Source organism: Bosea sp. 29B (assembly GCF_902506165.1).
GTDB lineage: Bacteria > Pseudomonadota > Alphaproteobacteria > Rhizobiales > Beijerinckiaceae > Allobosea.
In genome coordinates this window covers 5300255-5319159 of the sequence record NZ_LR733817.1, presented here as the reverse complement: position 1 = coordinate 5319159, position 18905 = coordinate 5300255, and the positions used below count along the sequence as shown (strand labels likewise).

The following is an 18905-nucleotide window of genomic DNA, read 5'->3' as shown; positions in this document are numbered from 1 at the left end:
CCTGCCGATATCCCGCGGCTGCATTGAGCCTGCCTGTCATGATCGGCGGCGCCGACAGGAGCCGTGCGATCGGACGGACTTCCGCATTTTGCAATGCAGACGCAATCAACCTGTTTCAAGCCGCTTGCGAACGATGGGAGGAAGCGGCTTGCGCATCTTGTTGGTGGAGGACGAGCCGGCGATGGCGCAGGCCTTGCGCGACGCCCTCACTCGCCAGGACATGGTGGTCGACCACCTGCCGACCCGGGCCGAGGCGGAGGCGGCGCTGCGTGAAGGCCAGGGCGCCTATGATGCCGTGCTGCTCGATCGCCAATTGCCGGATGGAGACGGCCTCGCTTTGGTCAGCACGCTGCGGGCTGCCGGCGACACCGTGCCCGTGCTGGTACTGACGGCGCGCGGCGATCTCGGCGACCGGATTCTCGGTCTCGATGGCGGCGCCGACGATTATCTCGGCAAGCCCTTTGCGTTCGAGGAATTGTTGGCGCGGCTGCGCGCCATCCTGCGGCGTCCGCCGCAATTGCGGCCCGACATTGTTCGGATCGGGCGCCTCTCCTTCGACTTCACGCATCGGGAGGCTCGCATCGGCGGAGCGATGCTGGTGATGCCGCGGCGCGAGCTGCTCGTCCTCGAAGCGCTCGCCCGCCGGACTGGGCGCATGGTGGTGCGCGGCTTTCTGATGGAGGCGGTATTCGGCCTGGACGACGACATCCAGTCGAACGCGCTCGACACGCATGTCTCGCGCCTGCGCCGAAAGCTGGCCGAAGCCTCGTCCGGCGCGGTGATCGACGGTATCCGCGGCGTCGGCTACCTGCTGCGCGAAGCCGCCTGACGATGGCCGGTTCGCATTCGCTCGAACGCCGGCTGGTCCAGCGCCTGATGGGGTTCCAGGCGATCGTCGTCGTCCTGATCGTCGCAGGGCTGTTCGCCAGCGGCGTGCTGATGAGCTTCAGGTCGGAAGAGAATACGATCGAGACGTTGCGTGGGGCCGTGACCCGCGGTCCCGGCGACCAGCTGGCGCTGCGCCCGACGCGCGAGCTCTTGCGGATGCGGACGCAGGCGCCCGATCTCTGGTTCGTCATCAGGGACCGTGCCGGGCAGCAGCTGTCGGAGGGGACGGTTCCGGCCGAATATGGCGCCCTCGGCAGCGCGCTCGATCAGGTCGGCCAGGCCCGGCTGGGTTGGAACATCGGTGACCCGCCCCGGCCGACGGCGCGCGTCAGATGGGTTCAGAGCGCGGTCGGCGAGATCCAGATCGTCACCGGTACCGAAACTCCGATCTCGACCTATCTGATGGCCCTGGGCATCGCCCTGGTGCTGCTGAAGGAGGTCCTGCCGGTCCTTGCCGTCATGGCCGCCGCAGCGCTGCTGGTGACGCCCTGGGTGGTGAGAAGCGCCCTCGCCGGCCTCGGCCAGGCCGTTGCGCAAGCGCAGCGCATCGAGGTCGAACAGCGCGGAGTTCGCCTGCCGCTGAACAATGTGCCGGTCGAGGTCGTGCCGTTGGTCTCGGCGGTGAACGCGGCGCTGGCACGGCTCGACAAGGGGCATGAGCGCCACAAGCGCTTCCTGGCGGCCGCCGCCCATGAGCTGCGCACGCCCGTCGCGATCCTGCAGACCCGGCTGGCATCGCTTCCTCCCGGCCCCGACAAGACGCGTCTGCTGCAGGACGTCACCCGGCTGGCGACGGTGACGGAGCAATTGCTCGATCTAGAAAGGCTCGATCAGCAGGCTGCCTCATTTGCGCGGCTCGATCTGTCCGAGCTCGCGCAGCGTGTGGTGGTCGACCTTGCTCCGCTTGCCTTCCTGGCGGGCTATCAGATGGAATTCGCAGCGGAGAGCGAAAGGGTCACGGTGTGGGGCGACGCCCCGGCGATCGAGCGCGCCCTGACTAATCTCGTCCAGAATGCGATCGAGCATGGCGGCCGCGCGGGAACCATCGCAATCCGGGTCGATATCGCGATGATCGAGGTCAGCGACGAGGGCGGCGGCATTCCATCGGAGCAGCGCGAGCATATCTTCGAGCCGTTCAGCCGCCTGCGCTCACAGAGCCGCGGGCTTGGCCTCGGTCTCAACCTTGTCCGCGAGATCATGCATCGTCACGGCGGCGATGTGGTCGCCCTCGATGCAGCATCGGGCGGCGCCTGTCTGCGGATGACCTTCCCCAGGCAGGCTCCAGCCGGCTGAGGACGAGGCTATTTCCAGGAGCGCTCGTGCCGATCGCGCCAATGCCAGGCGCGGAGCTCGGCATAGCAATCGCGCGGCCTGCCATAGCTGTAGCGCCCGTCGGTGCAGGGATCATAGGCCGGGAGGCCCTGGCGCAAGCGGCGCAGCTCCGCCTCGCAATCCATTGGCCTACCGGTGCTGAAGCGCCCGTCGCGGCAAGGCGAATACGGTCTATCCCAGCCCTGCGCGGAAGCAAGCGAACTCCAGAGGGCGAATATGGTCACACTCATGCCCGAAACGGTGCCAGTCCAGCGCATTGTGGTCTCCAGTCACAGAGGCCTCGCCTCTTAGGGCTATGACTGTTCCCGCCGAGGATTGAGGGAGCCTTGCGCCGTCGGGTGGGTGGCTCCGGAAGCAAGGCGAGTTGCAAAATCGACTAAAAAGGATCAAAGGAAGCGCCAACGCGCCGGCCTCGCCGCGCCCTTCCCTTACTCCGTTTCAGAGTTCCGCCGCCGATGAACGCCGTCGCGCCGAAAATCTCGTTCGTCTCCCTCGGGTGCCCGAAGGCGCTCGTCGATTCCGAACGCATCATCACCTCGCTGCGCTCCGAGGGCTATGAGCTCAGCAAGAGCCATGCGGGTGCCGACGTCGTCATCGTCAACACCTGCGGCTTCCTCGACAGCGCCAAGCAGGAATCGCTCGAGGCGATCGGCTCGGCCATGGCCGAGAACGGCAAGGTCATCGTCACCGGCTGCATGGGCGCCGAGCCCGAGCAGATCCGCGACGCCTTCCCGAACCTGCTCGCGATCACCGGCCCGCAGGCCTATGAGAGCGTCGTCTCGGCGGTGCACCAGGCCGTGCCGCCCAAGCACGACCCCTTCCTCGACCTGGTCCCGGACCAGGGCATCAAGCTGACGCCGCGGCACTACGCGTACCTAAAGATTTCAGAAGGTTGCAACAACCGCTGCAGCTTCTGCATCATCCCGAAATTGCGCGGCGACCTGGTGTCGCGGCCGATCGGCGATGTGCTCCGCGAAGCCGAGAAGCTGGTCAAGGCCGGCGTCAAGGAACTGCTGGTGATCTCGCAGGACACCAGCGCCTATGGGCTCGACATCAAGTATGCGCCGTCGCTGTGGAAGGATCGCGAGGTCCGCACCCGGTTCTTCGAACTGGCACGCGAGCTCGGCCAGATGGGCGTCTGGGTGCGGATGCACTATGTCTACCCCTATCCGCATGTCGACGAGGTCATCCCGCTGATGGCGGAGGGCAATGTGCTGCCCTATCTCGACATCCCGTTCCAGCATGCCTCGCCCTCCGTGCTGAAGGCGATGCGCCGTCCGGCCCATCACGAGAAGACACTGGAGCGGATCCGGAAGTGGCGCGAGATCTGCCCCGACCTCGCCATCCGCTCGACCTTCATCGTCGGCTTCCCCGGCGAGACCGAGGAGGATGTCGACTTCCTGCTCGACTGGCTGAAGGAAGCGAAGCTGGAGCGCGTCGGCTGCTTCAAATACGAGCCGGTCAAAGGCGCGACCGCCAATGATCTCGGCCTGCCGCTGGTCGATGAAGACGAGAAGGAGGCGCGCTGGCATCGCTTCATGAAGACGCAGGCCGAGGTTTCGGCCCGCATCGTCAAGGGCCGTGTCGGCAAGCGCATTCCGGTGATCATCGACGAGGCCGGCCCGACCGTCGCCAAGGGCCGCTCGAAATGGGATGCGCCGGAGATTGACGGCAATGTCTATGTCTCGAGCCGCCGGCCGCTTCGGCCTGGCGACATCGTCACCGTGAAGATCGAGCGTGCCGACGCTTACGATCTGCACGGCATGGCGGTCTGATCAGGCAAGCGCGGCCGGCACAGGCCGCGGCATGCGGCGCAACTGGGTGACCCGGCCGGTGCGGGGCTTGGACGACTTCTCGAAGACGACCTGGGCATCGCTGACCTGGGTGGCGAGCTGGAGCGTCGGACGGGCGGAGAGCTGCGCCTGGAGCGCCATCGCGATGATGGCGAAGGAGAGGATGAAACCGACGCGGCGAAGAAACGGGGACATGACGTAAGGACCGAAGTTCTTGTTCTTGGCCCTGCTTTGCCGGCTCCAGGTGCGCTTTCGCTTTCGGGTTTCGAGGCTTTCAGTTTTTTCTTCTGAAACGGAAACGGCCGCCCTGGAAGGCGGCCGTCTGCTGTTCGTCAGGATCGGTGAGAATTACGGGATGATCACGGTCGAGCCGGTGGTGCCGCGCCCTTCCAGCGCGCGATGCGCCTCGGCGGCGTCCTTCAGCGCGAAGCGGGCGTTGATCGCGACGGCGACCTTGCCGGAGCCGACCGCCTCGAACAGGTTCTTCGCCATCGCGACCAGGGTCTCGCGGTTGGCCGTGTGCGTGTTCATCGTCGGGCGGGTGACGTAGAGGGAGCCCTTTGCCGAGAGGATGCCGAGATTGAAGGCCTCGACCGCACCCGAGGCGTTGCCGAAGCTCGCCAGCAGGCCGAACGGCCTCAGCGAGTCGAGCGAGCCCATGAAAGTGTCCTTGCCGACGCCGTCATAGACGACGTTGCAGAGCTTGCCGCCGGTGATCTCCTTGACCCGCGCCGGAACGTCCTCGTCGCGGTAGAGGATGACATGGTCGGCCTTGTTCGCCTTGGCGAGCTCCGCCTTCTCCTTGCTGCCGACGGTGCCGATCACGGTGGCACCCAGCGCCTTGCCCCATTGGCAGAGGATAGAGCCGGTGCCGCCCGCCGCGGCATGGACCAGGATCATGTCGCCCGCCTTCACCGGATAGGTACGGTGGAGCAGGTATTCGGCGGTCAGCCCCTTCAGCAACATGCTCGCCGCGGCCTCATAGGAGACGTTGTCGGGCAGCGCGACCACCGCTGAAGCGGGAACGATGCGCTCCTCGGCATAGGCGCCATGCGCGGCGACGACGGCGATGCGGTCGCCCGGTTTGAACTCCGTGACGCCGGGGCCGACCGCGAGCACGTCGCCGGCCGATTCGTTGCCGAGCGTGAACGGCAGCGGCGCGGGGTAGAGGCCGGTGCGGAAATAGGTGTCGATGAAGTTGAGGCCGATGGCGCGGTTGCGGATCAGGATCTCGCCCGCTCCCGGCGCCGACAGGCTGACCTCCTCCAGCTGCAGAACCTCGGGGCCACCGGTCTTGTGTACGCGGATTGCTTTCGCCATGGCGATCTCCTGATGTCGATGGCCGCAACGATAGGGACTTGCCTTCCTCCGGCGCAACGGCTGCACTGCACGGCAGACCCGCGCAAACGCCGAGTCGGTCTGGCATCACTGCATGATCGGTCTCTGACATGAACAGGCAAGGCGCTCATCTCGGTGGCCCTGCGGTCCTGCGCGAGGCCTTCACGCCCAAGCTGATCTCTGCCCTGCGCGAAGGCTACGGCCTCGCCCGCATGCGGGCCGATGCGCTTTCGGGGCTGACGGTCGCGATCGTCGCGCTGCCACTTTCCATGGCGATCGCCATTGCCAGCGGCGCGACGCCGGCCGCCGGGCTGTTCACCGCGATCATCGGCGGCTTCCTGGTCTCGGCGTTGAGCGGGAGCCGCCACCAGATCGGCGGGCCGGCCGGCGCCTTCATCGTCCTCGTCGCCGCGACGATCGACCAGCACGGCTTCGACGGGCTGCTGCTCGCCACCATGCTGGCCGGCGCCATGCTGATCGCGGTCGGGCTGCTGCGGCTTGGCACCTACATCAAGTACATCCCGCATCCGGTACTGGTCGGCTTCACCACCGGCATTGCCATCATCATCTTCGCCAGCCAGGTCCGCGACCTCCTGGGGTTGACGCTGCCCGGCAAGGAGCCGGCGGCGCTGATCCCGAAGCTGCAAGCGCTCATGGCTGCGCTCGGCACGCTGAACCCGGCGGCGCTTGGCCTTTCGGCCCTGACCATCGCGATGATCCTGGCAGTGAGGCGCTGGCGACCGAGCTGGCCGGGGCTACTGATTGCGGTCGCGTTCGCGGCCGCCACGACCTTCCTGCTCAACCTGCCGGTCGAGACGATCGGCAGCCGTTTCGGTGGTATTCCGCGCGCCCTGCCCGCTCCGCATCTGCCGGCCTTCAGCCTCGACAAATTGATCGCGGTGCTGCCGGCCGCGCTCTCGATCGCGGTGCTGGGCGGCATCGAATCGCTGCTCTCGGCCGTGGTCGCCGACGGGATGAGCGGGCGCCGGCACCGCTCGAACATGGAGCTGGTTGCACAGGGCGTCGCCAATATCGGCTCGCCTTTGTTCGGCGGCATCTGCGTCACCGGCACGATCGCCCGCACCGCGACGAATATCCGTGCCGGCGGCGTCACGCCGGTCGCAGGGATGTTTCATGCGGCCTTCGTGCTGCTGTTCGTGCTGATCGCGGCGCCGCTCGCCTCGTACATCCCGCTGGCGGCGCTTGCCGGCGTGCTCGCCGTCGTCGCCTGGAACATGGCCGAGAAGGCCGCCTTCGCTGCGATCCTCAGGCATTCGCGCGCCGACTCGCTCGTGCTGCTCTCGACCTTCCTGCTGGTGGTCTTCGAGGACCTGATGGTCGGGATCGGCGTCGGCGTCGTGCTGGGGTCGCTGATCTTCATGCACCGCATGGCCAATATCGTCACGGTCGAGGCCGGCATGGACGCAGGCCTCGTCGACTATGACGAAGCCGGCCATGACGAGCCGCAGGCGAATGGCAACGGCAAACGCGATGGCGAGACCTTCCACTACAAGATCACCGGCCCGCTCTTCTTCGGCGCCAGCAGCCATGTCGCGACCGTGCTCGACCGGGTCGGCCCCTTCCCCGAGCGGATCGTGCTCGATCTCTCCGGCGTGCCCTTCGCCGATTCAAGCGCGGCGGTCTCGCTCAAGGCGATGATCGACAAGGCGCTGGGCCATGGCTCGGCCGTCGAGATCCGCGGCGCCGGGCGGCAGGTTCGCGCCGTGCTCGGTCACGAGGGCATCGACGAGCGGATCGTCTCGTTCCGGGAGATCGCCCAGAAGCCCGGCAAGGGCGTGGTCTGGGGATAGCTGCGGCAAGGGCGCGCTCGCCAGCGGCGCCGGCATCGGCTACCGAAAGGCCATGACGGACCAGCAGCATTGCGACATCGCCATCGTCGGGGCCGGTGCGGTCGGGCTCGCAGCAGCGCTCGCGCTCGCCGCGGCCGGGCGGGAGGTGGTGCTGTTCGGGCAGGCAGCTGCGCCGCGCGACGGACGCACCGTCGCCTTGCTCGACGGCTCCTGGCGATTGCTGGAGGCGCTTGGCCTTACGGAGGCGCTGGATGAGATTGCGGCCCCGCTCGCGCTGATGCGGCTGGTCGACGACACCGGCAGCCTGTTCCGGCAGCCGCCGGTCGAATTCAAGGCGGCCGAGCTCGGCCTGCCGGCCTTCGGCTGGAATATCGAGAATGCCGTGCTGGTCGAGGCGATGGCGGCAAAGGCGGCGGCCGAGCCGCGCATTCGCATGATCCCGCGGGCGGTGACGGAGATCGCGGCAGGCGCTGACAGTGTCACTCTGGTCGGCGACGGCTTCGCGCCGGTCGCGGCACGGCTGGTCGTCGGTGCCGATGGTCGCAAGTCGCGGGTTCGTGAGGCTGCCGGCATCACCACGCGCGACTGGAGCTATCCCCAGGTGGCGCTGACGGCGATCCTGAGCCATCGCCGCGAGCATCAGGACGCCTCGACCGAATTCCACACCCGCTCCGGCCCGTGCACGCTGGTGCCGATGTCCGGCCGCCGCTCCTCGCTGGTCTGGCTGCTCGAACCCGGCGAGGCCGAGCGTATCGCCGGGCTCGATGATGCCGCTTTCGCCCGCGCGGTCGAGCGCCAGACCCATTCGATCCTCGGCGCGTTGACGCTCGCGGGCCTACGTGGGCGGGTGCCGATGGGGGGCCTGTCGGTCGATCGGTTCGCGGATGGGCGCATGGCGCTTATCGGCGAGGCCGCGCATGTCTTTCCGCCGATCGGGGCGCAGGGGCTCAATCTCGGTCTGCGCGATGTCGCGGCCCTGCGCGATGCGGTCGCTGGAGCCGAGGATCCGGGCGAAGACGCAGCACTCGCTGCTTACGATCGCTCGCGCCAGGCGGATGTGCGCCTGCGCACCGGGGCGGTCGATGCGCTCAACCGGACCTTGCTGACCGACCTTTTGCCAGCCGATCTGATGCGCGGCGCCGGGCTGCTGGCGCTGTCGCGGCTCGCGCCCTTACGCCGTCTGGTGATGCGGCAGGGGCTGGCCGGCGGCACTGCGGCAGGCTGAGTTTCAGATCTCGTAATCGCCGACCGGCGGGCTTGCCCGCAGTGCCGGTGCGGCATCGCGGAAGACCGGTGCGAGCGGCAGCGGCGTCGACACCATGCGCCGCCCGCCCGGCTCCTCGACTTGCCGGTCGAGCAGCCCGCGCGCGGTCAGGTGCGGATCGGCCAGAGCTTCGTCGAGCGTCCGGACCACCGTGCAGCAGCAATCGAGCGGCTCGATCGTGTCCCGCCAATACTTCGCAGGTCGCGAGGCTATGATCGCGGTGATCGCCGCCTGTGTCGCTGCCGGATCGCGCCGGTCGTCGCGCAGTTCGGCGTCCAGACCGATGCCCTCGCAGAAGCTCCTCCAGAATTTCTCCTCGATCGCGCCGACCGCGAGGAACCAGCCATCCGCGGTCGCATAGAGGCCGTAGCGCGGGCTGCCGCCCGTGAGCATCCCCTCCCCGCCGGCCGAATAGTGGCCCGACGCCTGGCCCTGCGCCAGCGCATACCAGGAGAAGGCGAGCATCGCGTCGGTCATGGCGATGTCGAGATGGCAGCCCTGGCCGGAGCGGTCGCGCTCGCGCAAGGCGAGCAGGATGTTGATCACGGCCGGCATGGCGCCGCCGGCGATGTCGGCGACCAGGGTCGGCGGCAGCGGCGCCGGCCTGCCTCGTACGAGCGACTGGCTGAGCAACCCGCCGATCGCCTGGTAGTTGATGTCGTGGCCCGCCTCGGAGGCGCGCGGGCCGCCCTGGCCGTAGCCGCTGATCGAGCAGTAGACCAGTCGCGGGTTGAGCGCCTTGAGCGCCTCGTAGCCGAAGCCGAGGCGGGCCATCACGCCGGGCCGGAACTGTTCGATCACGATGTCGGCCTGTGCGATCAGCGGTGTCAGGCGCGCCAGGGCGTCCGGCGCCTTGAGATCGATAGCGAGGCTCTGCTTGCCGCGGTTGAGCGCAGCGAAGGGAGCGGAGGTCTCGCCGAAGCGCGGCGGAAAGCGGCGCATGTCCTCGCCGTCCGGCCGCTCGATCCGGATTACGCGTGCGCCGGCCTCGGCGAGGAAGAGGCTCGCCAACGGTCCGGGCAGCAAAGTCGAGAAATCGAGGACGAGGAGGTCGGAGAGTGGCTGCATCGATCGGCCCGGGAAGGCAGGCCCTTGCAGGCCCTCAGTGGAACAGGTCTGCCGGCATCCTGCCTGTCTTCACCAGCCACAGGAAGCCCGTCAGCGTCACCGTCGAGACGATGGTGCCGACGAGGATGCAGGCCGAGGCACGCTCGATGCCGACGCGGTACTGAGTCGAAATCACGAAGATGTTCAGGGCCGGCGGCAGCGCCGCCATGATCACGGCGGCATAGACCCAGGGCGCCGAGAAGTCGCCGAGGCCGGAGAGCAGCAGCCAGACCAGGAGCGGATGCAGCAGCAGCTTGATCGCGACGAGCCAGGGCAGCTCGCTGGGCATTTGCCGGATCGGCTGCAGCGCGACCGTGACCCCGAGCAGGAAAAGCGCGCAGGGAGCAGCCGCCTGCGAGAGCCAGAGCGTCATCTTGTCGATCGCTGTTGGCAATTCGAGCTTGAGGAAAGCCGCGAGCACGCCGGCGACAGTCGCGACGTTGAAGGGATGGGTCACGACCCGGCGGATCACCTCGGTCGCCGTCGCGGCGAAACTGCGCTTCTCGACGCCGGCCAGGGCCATCAGGAACGGGATCAGCGAGAACAGCAGCAGGTTGTCGAAGACGAAGATCAGAACGACCGGGGCGCTGGCCGCCGGCCCCAGGGCCGCCAGGATCAGTGGCGGGCCCATATAGCCGATGTTCGAGTAGGAGCCGGCGACGCCTTGCATCACCGCCTGCGGCATGTCGCCCTGGGTATGGCGCCAGCCGAGCGCGAAGGAGAGCACGAAGGCGCAAAAGGTCGCGAGCGTCGTCACCGCGACGAAGCGCCAGTTGGTCAATTCGCTCAGCGGCTTGTCGGCGATCAGCCGGTAGAACAGGCAAGGCAGCGCGACATAGATCAGGAAGAACTGCATCCAGGCCAGCCCCTCGCCCGGCAGGCGCTTGTAGCGGCCGATCAGGAAGCCGAGCAGGATCAGCCCGAAGAAGGGGGCGACCAGATTGAACAGGCTGGCGATGTCGGCCATGCGGCATTCTCGCTCGACCGACGATGGCGACGGCGCTGCCTTATAAGATGGGCGTCGGCGCCTGAGAACCCGGCAGGGACGCACATCCCTGCGCCGCCTGCAGAACGCCGCTCCGGCGAGCCCGCTGCCCGAACTCCGCCCCCTCACTCCATGCAACTAAAAATTGCAGCTTTCGACAAAGCTGGAAGCGATCGGGTAACATATTTCTGCCATGTTCCCTGAGTGGCTCACGGAACAAGCAATGATGAGCGGCTCTCAAGCGGCGACAGGTAGTCCGGTGTCCGGGGCAGTCTGGCGATATTCGATCACGTCTCCGACCTTCTGGATCGTGGCGTTCCTGGTGATGGTGATCCTGGGGCTCGCGCTCCCGATCCGCCTGCCGCTCGGGCCGAACTACTGGGATACGGACATCTATCTCGATGCTGCCCAGCGCATCAGGCAGGGCCAGATTCCCAATATCGACTTCTTCACCTCGATCGGTCCGCTCGGCTTCTATCTCACCGCCGGGATCAAGGCGCTGTTCCCGCAGGCGCAGCCGGCCCTGCTCGCCAACTGGGCGATCGTGCCGATCTCGCTGCCGATCGCTGCGCTGATCGCGTGGGACATCGGCGCGCGCTCGCGCAAGCTGGCGCTGGCGATCATCATACCGTTCCTGTTCCTGACCTCGCTGCCGATCAATCTTCATAGTCTCTACCCGTCGCCCGGCTTCGACGGCTTCGGCTACTACAACCGCCATGTCGCCCTGCTGCTCTATCTGCTGCTCGCGGCGCTCCTCTTCGTCGAGAGCCGGATTCTGCTGACGACGCTCGTCGCGGCGCTGATGGTCTCGCTATTCCTGGTCAAGGTCACGGGCCCTGTATCGGGCGCCGCCCTTGTCGGCTATGCGGTGCTTGCCGGGCGCATGCGCTTTCGCGATGCGGCTATCGCCGCCGGCGCGGTCATAGCTTGCCTGGGCCTGGTCGAACTCGCGACCGGCGTGGTCTATGCCTATGTCGAGGACATCATCGACCTCGCCATGCTCAACTCCGCCTCGTTCCTGCGGCGCTTCCTGACGCTGGGCTCGATCAAGTTCAATGTGATCGCGCCCTGCCTGGCGCTGATCGGCGTCCTTGCCTACACAGCGCGGAGAGACAGGCTGTCGCCGGCAAGCCTGCTGACCTCGCCGCTGGGCTGGCTGAGCGCAAGCCTCTTCGCCCTGGTCCTCGGCGAGACACAGAACAGCGGATCGCTTGAGTTCATCGGGCTTTGGCCGGTCTTGATCCTGATCCTCAAGGACCATCACCACAGGTCCGGCGACCAGCTGCGTCCGTGGGTGCTGATGCTCGTTATGGCCGTCTCGCTGCCCAGCGCCGTGATCTTCCTGGAGCGGGGCGCGCGGGCGCTGATCGCCGCGCCGCGCTACCAGGCGCTGGAGGTGCCGGATGTCGGACCGCTCGGCCGCGTCAGCCTCAAGCCTGAACTGGCACAGCGGGCGATAGCCCAGATCGACCACTATCCGAAATACAAGGAGGCCTACGAGGACCTTGCTCGCCAGGGCCTGCTGCCGTCGGCGACCTTGTTCTCCGAGATCGATCACCAGGCGACCTGGCTGCTCGAAGTGCAGCAGGGGCTCGATGCGATCAAGCGCTGGGAGGTGGCGAATCGTCGCCAGCTGAACGGCTTCTTCGCTCTCGATTTCGTCAGTCCGTTCAACCATCTGCTCGGCCGCGCCGCCCCGCAGCACGTCGCGCTCGGCATCGATACCGAGCGCACCAATCCGAAGGTCACGCGCGAGATGCTGGAGGCCCTGCGCGACATCGACGCGATCATGCGGCCCAAATGCCCCTACGAGGTCAAACGGGCGGCGATCTGGGCGCAGTTCGCCCAGGCGCTGGAAGGCCGCCAGCTCGTCGCGCTGTCGCCCTGCTGGGACATGTATCTGAGGAAGTAGCCGATCTCGGAAAGCCGAGGCGACGATTGCCAGGCCGCGTTACAATGCTTGTAGCGCTGGCGAGAATGGCGCGGTCTACGGGAGTCGAACCCGTCTCCCCAGCGTGAAAGGCTGGTGTCCTAACCGATAGACGAAGACCGCGGGCCTGAGCGCGAAGCGCTCTTGCGAGGCGGGGCGAGCTATAGTGTCCCGGCGAAGCTTGGGCAACCCCGTTGTCAGGGTTTTTCGCATCGGCTCACAGCGGTCGGGCCAAATCCACCACGCGCAGCTCGGCCCGCTCGCTGCCGCCCCAGCGATTCAGCGTCAATGTGCCAGCCAGATGCACGCTCTCGCCGCGTGCCGCCAGCAACGCCTGGCCAAGCGGCTCGCGCGCAGCGCGGAAGGCGATTCCCCCGATCGTGGCGCCATCGCCAGCCCGCAGCTTGATGCGCAGATGCCCGCCTGCGCCAACCTCGATCACCTCCGTCAGGCGGTGCGCCGGCAGCACGAAGACCGGCTCCGGGCAGCCGGCGCCGAACGGACCGGCCCGATCGATCTCGGCGAGCAGGCGCGGATTGGCGCCGCCGGCGCTGATTGCCGCGTCGATCAGCAGCGCCTCGGCCTCGCGCGAGCCGGCGACGCCGCCGGCCAGCCGTTCGCTGATGAAATTGGCGAAGGCGCCCTCCTGCCCTGGCGCCAGCGTCACGCCCGCCGCCATAGCATGGCCGCCGCCCTTGACCGCAAGGCCGGCCTCGACCGCATGGCGCACGGCCGAACCGAGATCGACGCCGGCGATCGAGCGGCCCGAGCCGGTCGCACCACCATTGGCGTTGCGTGCCAGCGCGAAGGCCGGCCGGTTGAACCGTTCCTTCAAGCGGCCCGCGATCAGCCCGACGATGCCCGGATGCCAATCGGCCGAGCCGACGACCAGCACCGGATGCGAGGCGGCATCCTCGAAGCGATGTTCGACCTCGGCCACCGCCTCCTCGACCGCGGCACGCTCGATCTCCTGGCGTTCCTGGTTGAGCCGGTTGAGCTCGGCGGCGATCGTGCGGGCCTCGACCTCGTCCCGGGTCAGGAGCAAGCGGGCGCCGAGAGCCGCGTCGCCGATGCGCCCGCCAGCATTGATTCGCGGCCCGAGCAGGAATCCGAGATGCCAGGCCTGCACGGGCCCATCGAGACCGGCGACATCGAGCAAGGCCGCGAGGCCGGGCCGCTGGCGCAGCCGCATCATGACGATGCCCTGGCGCACGAAGGCGCGGTTGAGGCCGATCAGCGGCACGACATCGGCGACCGTCGCCAGCCCGACGAGGTCGAGCGCCGCGAGCAGATCGGGCTCACCGCCCCTCGCCTGCCAGGCGCCGCGCCGGCGCAGTTCGCGATTGGTCGCGACCAGTGTCAGGAAGACGACGCCGGCGGCACAGAGATGGCCCAAGCCGGCGAGATCGTCCTGCCGGTTCGGATTGACCAGCGCCTGGACTTCGGGGAGCAATTCGGGCGCCTGGTGATGGTCGAGCACGACGGTGTCGAGGCCGAGCCGCGTCGCCTGCTGCAGGGGCTCGTGGCTGGTCGTGCCGCAGTCGACGGTGACGAGCAGCGTCGCGCCCTCGCCGGCCAGCATCGTGATCGCCTCGGCATTCGGGCCGTAACCCTCGATCAATCGATCGGGGATATGGATGCGCGGCTTCGCTCCGGCCTCGGCGAGAAAACCGGCGAGCAGCGCCGCCGAGCAGGCGCCGTCGACGTCGTAGTCGCCGAAGATCGCGACCTTCTCGCCGGATATCGCCGCTTGCGCGAGCCGCTGCGCGGCGCGGTCCATATCGCGCAGCACGGACGGGTCCGGCAGCAGGTCGCGCAGCTTCGGTTCGAGATGGCGCAGCGCCTCGCTGGAGGCGACGCCGCGGCCGGCCAGGACGCGCGCCAGCGTGTCGGGCACGCCTTCGACCTGCGCCAGCGCCTCGGCTTGCGCGAGGCCGGCGGGATCAAGCCGGTCGCGCCAGGGTCGGCCGAGGGCCGAGTGCCCGACGCCGAGGAACAGGCGATTCTGGCCGAGGGTCATGCGTCACCGCTGGCGCAGTGGCGCCGCTTCGTCAATCCAGGGCGCATCACTCGAGCGGCTTCTGGTCCTCGATCGCCTGTGCGGTCACCTTGCGGGCGCTCACTGGCGCATGGCCGGAGACCTCGGCGCCGGCATCGGGCTTCAGCCTGATCATCCATAGCGCCGACGAGGCCGAGATCAGGCCGACCAGGACGAAGGCCGGCCAGAAATCGCCGGCGCTCAGGGTCTTGCCGCCATTGTAGAGATTGGCGGCTTCGAGGGCGAAGGCGCCGACGGTGATGCCGAGGCTGAGGGACAATTGCTGGGCGACGCTGGAGAAGCTGGTCGCGCTCGACATGTCGCGGTTCGAGACGTCGGCATAGCTCAGCGCATTGATGCCGGTGAACTGCAGCGAGCGGAAGCAGCCGCCGACGAAGAGTACGCCGAGCATGATCCAGTGCGGCGTCGTCGGCGTGAACAGGCCCGAAGCTGCCAGGAAGGCCGAGCCGATCAGCGCGTTGAACGTCAACACGCCGCGGAAGCCGAAGCGGGCGAGGATCGTCTTCGCCAGCGTCTTCATCACGAGGGCACCGGCGGCCGAAGCGAAGGTGATCAGGCCAGATTGCAGCGCATCGAGCCCGAAACCGAGCTGCAGCATCAGGGGTAGCAGGAAGGGGATCGCACCGATGCCGACGCGAAAGATCGAGCCGCCGAGGACGCCGATCCGGTAGGTCGGGATGCGCAGCAGCGAGAGATTGAGCACCGGGTAGGCCAGCCGACGGGCATGGAACCAGTAGACGACCAGCGCCGCGATACCGAAGGCGACGCAGCCATAGGAGACTGCCAGCGGAACGAGATGGCGCCCACCGGTGGCGAGGCCGAGCATCAGCGCGGCAAAGCCGGTCGAGGACAACAGGAAGCCCCTGATGTCGAGCGGAGCGACGTCCTCCTCGCGGATATCCTCGAAGAACATCGTCGCGAGCGCGATGCCGAGCAGGCCGATCGGCAGGTTGATGAAGAAGATCCAGCGCCAGTCGAAATAGGTGGTGATGAAACCGCCGACCACGGGGCCGACGACCGGGCCGACCAGCGCCGGCACCGTCAGATAGGCCAGCGCACTGACCAGTTCCGACTTCTCGACGCTGCGCAGGATGACGAGCCGGCCGACCGGCACCATCATTGCCCCGCCCATGCCCTGAATGAAGCGCGCCCCGACGAAGGCGCCAAGCGAGTTCGAGAAGGCGCAGAGCACCGAGCCGAACATGAAGATGCCGAGCGCCGTCCTGAAGATGGTGCGTGCGCCGAACCTGTCGGCCATCCAGCCGGAGATCGGGATGAAGACGGCGAGGCTGACGAGATAGGAGGTCAGCGCCAGCTTCAGCGCGATCGGGTCCTCGCCGAGCGACTTGGCGATCACCGGCAGCGAGGTCGCGATCACCGTCGAGTCGGTGTTCTCCATGAACAACGCGCAGGCGACGATGAGAGGCAGGAGCTTGGCGCGCTGCAAGGAATCGGACTTTCGGATTTTGGCCGCCCGCTGCCCTTTAATGCGCGCGTTTCAGGCTGGCGAGAGCAGATCGAGGTTCGATGACGAGGGTTGCGCTCCCTGCATGACGAAACCGGAGACATGGCCGGAGAAGGGTCGGCTCCAGCGTTGTGCACAGCTCATCACAAGGACGTGACTGCGGCTCTGCCATGCATCTGCCGCAGGTCATTCGGGCGGGATCGTGCCTATCTCATGGCCGAAGGGGCGATGAACTCGCATACGCCGGCGCGGCCAGTCCGCGGGCAAGAGGTGTCCTATGACCAACTCCACCCACCACCACGTCCGCTCGTTCACTTCGGCCGCCTTCCGGCATGGAGCAGCGGTCGCCTTGCTCGCCGGAGCCGCCTTCTTCGGCGCCGGGCAGGCGCCGGCCCTGGCTCAGTCGATGAGCTGGGAGGAAGGCTGCGCGATGCGCGTCGTCACGCCGGGCTCGGGCGATGCGCTTCGGAACTACAATTGCACCCGCCAGAAGGAGTGCCAGCAGATGGCGAACGCCCGAGGCGGCATGATGATGGGCATGGGCTGTTTCGGCGTCGAGCCCGGCGCGGCCGCTCCTGCTGCTGCGGCCGGTCAGGCGCGTCCCGTCCGCAAGCAGTGATGATCTGCTGACCACGATTGCATCGGGCGTGACGCCGTGTTGCGCCCGGTGCCGACAACTTTTGTTATCGCGCCCCTAGCGGGCGCCTCGCACGCGTGATATCGGGCCTCGTCAACTCGGCTTAGGGCACACCCGCCCTGCCCCTTTTCAGTGCCGGCCGCACCGGCCCCGGAGTTGACGATGGCGACGATCACTGACGGCCTCATTCGCGACGGTTTCACCTTCGACGACGTGCTGCTCGAGCCCGGCCCGTCCGAGGTGATGCCTGGCGATGTCGACATCTCGACCAAGCTCACCAAGACGATCTCCCTCAACCTGCCGATCATTGCCTCGGCGATGGACACGGTGACCGAGGCGAAGATGGCGATCGCAATGGCGCAGGCCGGCGGCCTCGGCGTCGTGCATCGCAATCTCGATCCCGACCAGCAGGCCGCCCAGGTCCGCCTGGTCAAGAAGTTCGAATCCGGGATGATCGCCAACCCGATCACGATCCATCCCGACGAGACACTGGCAGACGCGTTCACGCTGATGCGCAACAACGGCATATCCGGCATCCCGGTCGTTGAGCGCGGGCCACAGGGGCACAACGGCAAGCTGGTCGGCATCCTGACCAATCGCGACGTGCGCTTTGCCGCCAATCCGGAACAGCCGGTCTCGGAGCTGATGACCAAGGACCGCCTGATCACGGTCCGCGAGGGCGTCGCACAGGATGAAGCCCGCCGCCTGCTGCATCAGTTCCGCATCGAGAAACTGCTGGTGGTCGACGATCACTACCGCTGCATCGGCCTGATCACCGTCAAGGACATGGAGAAGCAGGTCACGCATCCCAATGCCGCCAAGGACAGCCGGGGCAGGCTCCTGGTCGCGGCAGCGACGACGACCGGCGACCTCGGCTTCGAGCGCTCCGAGATGCTGATCGACGCCGGCGTCGACCTCATCGTCGTCGACACCGCCCATGGCCACTCGGCCAAGGTGCTGGAGGCGGTGACGCGGGTGAAGAAGCTCTCCAATGCCGTCCAGGTCATCGCCGGCAACGTCGCCACTGCCGGCGGCGCGCAAGCCCTGATCGATGCCGGCGCCGACGCGATCAAGGTCGGCATCGGCCCGGGCTCGATCTGCACCACCCGCATCGTCGCCGGCGTCGGCGTGCCGCAGCTCACCGCGGTGATGGATGCGGCCTCGGCGGGGCAGAAGGCCGGCATCCCGATCATCGCCGACGGCGGCATCAAGTATTCCGGCGACCTTGCCAAGGCGCTCGCGGCTGGCGCTGCCTGCGCCATGGTCGGCTCGCTGCTCGCCGGCACCGACGAGACGCCGGGCGAGACCTTCCTCTACCAGGGGCGCTCCTACAAGGCGTATCGCGGCATGGGTTCGGTCGGTGCGATGGCGCGCGGCTCGGCCGACCGCTATTTCCAGCAGGACATCAAGGATGCACTGAAGCTGGTGCCGGAGGGCATCGAGGGCCAGGTCGCCTATAAGGGCCCGGTCTCGGGCGTGCTGCACCAGCTCGCCGGCGGCCTGCGCGCCGCGATGGGTTATGTCGGCGGCCGCAACCTCGAGGACTATCGCAACAAGGCCCGCTTCATCCGCATCACCAGCGCTGGCCTGCGCGAGAGCCATGTCCACGACGTGACGATCGTCCGCGAAAGCCCGAACTACCCGACGCGCTCCTGATCTCGGATCGCCTCAGGGCGATCTGTCCTTTTTCGATCGGGCATCAGATACTTCCGGAGGGTGGACCCAGTTGTCGGTCCGCCGCTCCGCGAAGAGGACGACATGACCCTGAAGCTGATCTATCCGGCGCTGGCCCAGATCCTCTGGAGCTTCGTCGTCCTCGTCATCATGTTCCGGCGCCGCAAGCGGGCCTTCGCCAATCGCGAGGTCGGGCTCGCCGATATCGCCGTCTCGACCGAACGTTATCCTGACACGGCGCGGCTGGCTGCGGCCAATTTCAGTAATCAGTTCGAGACGCCGGTTCTGTTCTTCGCATTGATCCTGATCGCGATTCATGTCGGCGCGACCGGCTATGTCATGGCGGCGCTGGCCTGGGCTTATGTTGCGACACGTGTCGTCCATACATTGGTTCATACTGGAACCAACAGCCTGAAGCAGCGGGCGATCGTCTTTGCAGCCGGCATTGCCTGCCTGTTCTTCATGTGGATCGGCATCGTGATTGCTGTCCTCTAGGCAGCCTTTGCTTGCCGCACGCAAGACGTGTGGTGCCGATTTCGACCGACCGAATTGTCGTCCTGTCACCTCGTCGCTACAGCGGTCAATAAACCGTGTTGGACACTTGCGTCGAAACCGGGCCGTC

16 protein-coding genes and 1 tRNA gene are annotated in these 18905 nt (G+C 67.2%); 9 read left to right on the top strand and 8 right to left on the bottom strand.

From position 1 onward, the window contains the following. Window positions 1-148 precede the first annotated feature (148 nt). On the top strand, window positions 149-829 hold the full coding sequence (locus tag GV161_RS25740; RefSeq protein ID WP_152014726.1) for a response regulator transcription factor: 681 nt from the start codon (window positions 149-151) through the stop codon (window positions 827-829). 2 nt (window positions 830-831) lie between these two features. Further along, window positions 832-2181 (top strand): HAMP domain-containing sensor histidine kinase, encoded by a 1350-nt coding sequence (locus tag GV161_RS25735; protein ID WP_152014725.1) that lies wholly within the window; start codon window positions 832-834, stop codon window positions 2179-2181. A gap of 8 nt (window positions 2182-2189) precedes the next feature. Here the strand turns inward: GV161_RS25735 and GV161_RS31390 are convergent, their stop codons facing one another. After that, the gene (locus GV161_RS31390) at window positions 2190-2318 is read right to left on the bottom strand and encodes a hypothetical protein (protein ID WP_280179047.1); all 129 of its coding nucleotides are present in this window, start codon (window positions 2316-2318) and stop codon (window positions 2190-2192) included. Between the two features lie 357 nt (window positions 2319-2675). On the opposite strand from GV161_RS31390, the gene rimO reads away from it, so the two are divergent. After that, window positions 2676-3995, top strand: coding sequence for a 30S ribosomal protein S12 methylthiotransferase RimO (rimO, locus tag GV161_RS25730; protein WP_152014724.1), 1320 nt, complete (start codon window positions 2676-2678; stop codon window positions 3993-3995). Here rimO and GV161_RS25725 read toward each other — a convergent pair whose 3' ends face one another. Together GV161_RS25725 and GV161_RS25720 are read right to left on the bottom strand one after the other, a co-directional pair. Further along, window positions 3996-4208: a hypothetical protein gene (locus GV161_RS25725; protein ID WP_152014723.1), complete on the bottom strand. Its 213-nt coding sequence runs from the start codon at window positions 4206-4208 to the stop codon at window positions 3996-3998. It lies immediately after the preceding gene. Between the two features lie 153 nt (window positions 4209-4361). Then, complete coding sequence (locus tag GV161_RS25720) at window positions 4362-5333, bottom strand: quinone oxidoreductase (protein WP_152014722.1); 972 nt, start codon at window positions 5331-5333, stop codon at window positions 4362-4364. Window positions 5334-5461: 128 nt separating this feature from the next. Between GV161_RS25720 and GV161_RS25715 the strand changes: the two genes are divergently transcribed. Both GV161_RS25715 and GV161_RS25710 read left to right on the top strand, forming a co-directional pair. Beyond that, a complete protein-coding gene (locus tag GV161_RS25715) occupies window positions 5462-7162 on the top strand; it encodes a SulP family inorganic anion transporter (protein ID WP_152014721.1) in 1701 nt (566 codons plus the stop codon). Window positions 7163-7214: 52 nt separating this feature from the next. Next, on the top strand, window positions 7215-8387 hold the full coding sequence (locus GV161_RS25710; protein WP_152014720.1) for a UbiH/UbiF family hydroxylase: 1173 nt from the start codon (window positions 7215-7217) through the stop codon (window positions 8385-8387). Window positions 8388-8390: 3 nt separating this feature from the next. Here GV161_RS25710 and GV161_RS25705 read toward each other — a convergent pair whose 3' ends face one another. Both GV161_RS25705 and GV161_RS25700 read right to left on the bottom strand, forming a co-directional pair. Continuing rightward, on the bottom strand, window positions 8391-9494 hold the full coding sequence (locus GV161_RS25705; RefSeq protein ID WP_152014719.1) for a CaiB/BaiF CoA-transferase family protein: 1104 nt from the start codon (window positions 9492-9494) through the stop codon (window positions 8391-8393). Window positions 9495-9528: 34 nt separating this feature from the next. Then, window positions 9529-10500 carry an AEC family transporter gene (locus GV161_RS25700; protein ID WP_152014718.1) on the bottom strand — a complete coding sequence of 324 codons (972 nt, stop codon included), beginning with the start codon at window positions 10498-10500 and terminating at the stop codon, window positions 9529-9531. Between the two features lie 244 nt (window positions 10501-10744). On the opposite strand from GV161_RS25700, the gene GV161_RS25695 reads away from it, so the two are divergent. Beyond that, the gene (locus tag GV161_RS25695; protein WP_152014717.1) at window positions 10745-12430 is read left to right on the top strand and encodes a hypothetical protein; all 1686 of its coding nucleotides are present in this window, start codon (window positions 10745-10747) and stop codon (window positions 12428-12430) included. A gap of 66 nt (window positions 12431-12496) precedes the next feature. Here the strand turns inward: GV161_RS25695 and GV161_RS25690 are convergent. The 3 genes from GV161_RS25690 to GV161_RS25680 all read right to left on the bottom strand — a co-directional run bounded on the left by GV161_RS25690 (window position 12497) and on the right by GV161_RS25680 (window position 15954). Then, window positions 12497-12571, bottom strand: a tRNA-Glu gene (locus GV161_RS25690). Window positions 12572-12665: 94 nt separating this feature from the next. Then, window positions 12666-14468 carry a single-stranded-DNA-specific exonuclease RecJ gene (gene recJ, locus GV161_RS25685; RefSeq protein WP_152014716.1) on the bottom strand — a complete coding sequence of 601 codons (1803 nt, stop codon included), beginning with the start codon at window positions 14466-14468 and terminating at the stop codon, window positions 12666-12668. A 46-nt stretch (window positions 14469-14514) separates the two neighbouring features. Further along, window positions 14515-15954: an MFS transporter gene (locus GV161_RS25680; RefSeq protein WP_152014715.1), complete on the bottom strand. Its 1440-nt coding sequence runs from the start codon at window positions 15952-15954 to the stop codon at window positions 14515-14517. 295 nt (window positions 15955-16249) lie between these two features. On the opposite strand from GV161_RS25680, the gene GV161_RS25675 reads away from it, so the two are divergent. The 3 genes from GV161_RS25675 to GV161_RS25665 all read left to right on the top strand — a co-directional run bounded on the left by GV161_RS25675 (window position 16250) and on the right by GV161_RS25665 (window position 18778). Beyond that, a complete protein-coding gene (locus tag GV161_RS25675; protein ID WP_152014714.1) occupies window positions 16250-16591 on the top strand; it encodes a hypothetical protein in 342 nt (113 codons plus the stop codon). A gap of 180 nt (window positions 16592-16771) precedes the next feature. Further along, the gene (guaB, locus tag GV161_RS25670) at window positions 16772-18265 is read left to right on the top strand and encodes an IMP dehydrogenase (protein ID WP_152014713.1); all 1494 of its coding nucleotides are present in this window, start codon (window positions 16772-16774) and stop codon (window positions 18263-18265) included. A gap of 102 nt (window positions 18266-18367) precedes the next feature. Next, window positions 18368-18778 carry an MAPEG family protein gene (locus tag GV161_RS25665; RefSeq protein WP_152014712.1) on the top strand — a complete coding sequence of 137 codons (411 nt, stop codon included), beginning with the start codon at window positions 18368-18370 and terminating at the stop codon, window positions 18776-18778. Window positions 18779-18905 lie beyond the last annotated feature (127 nt).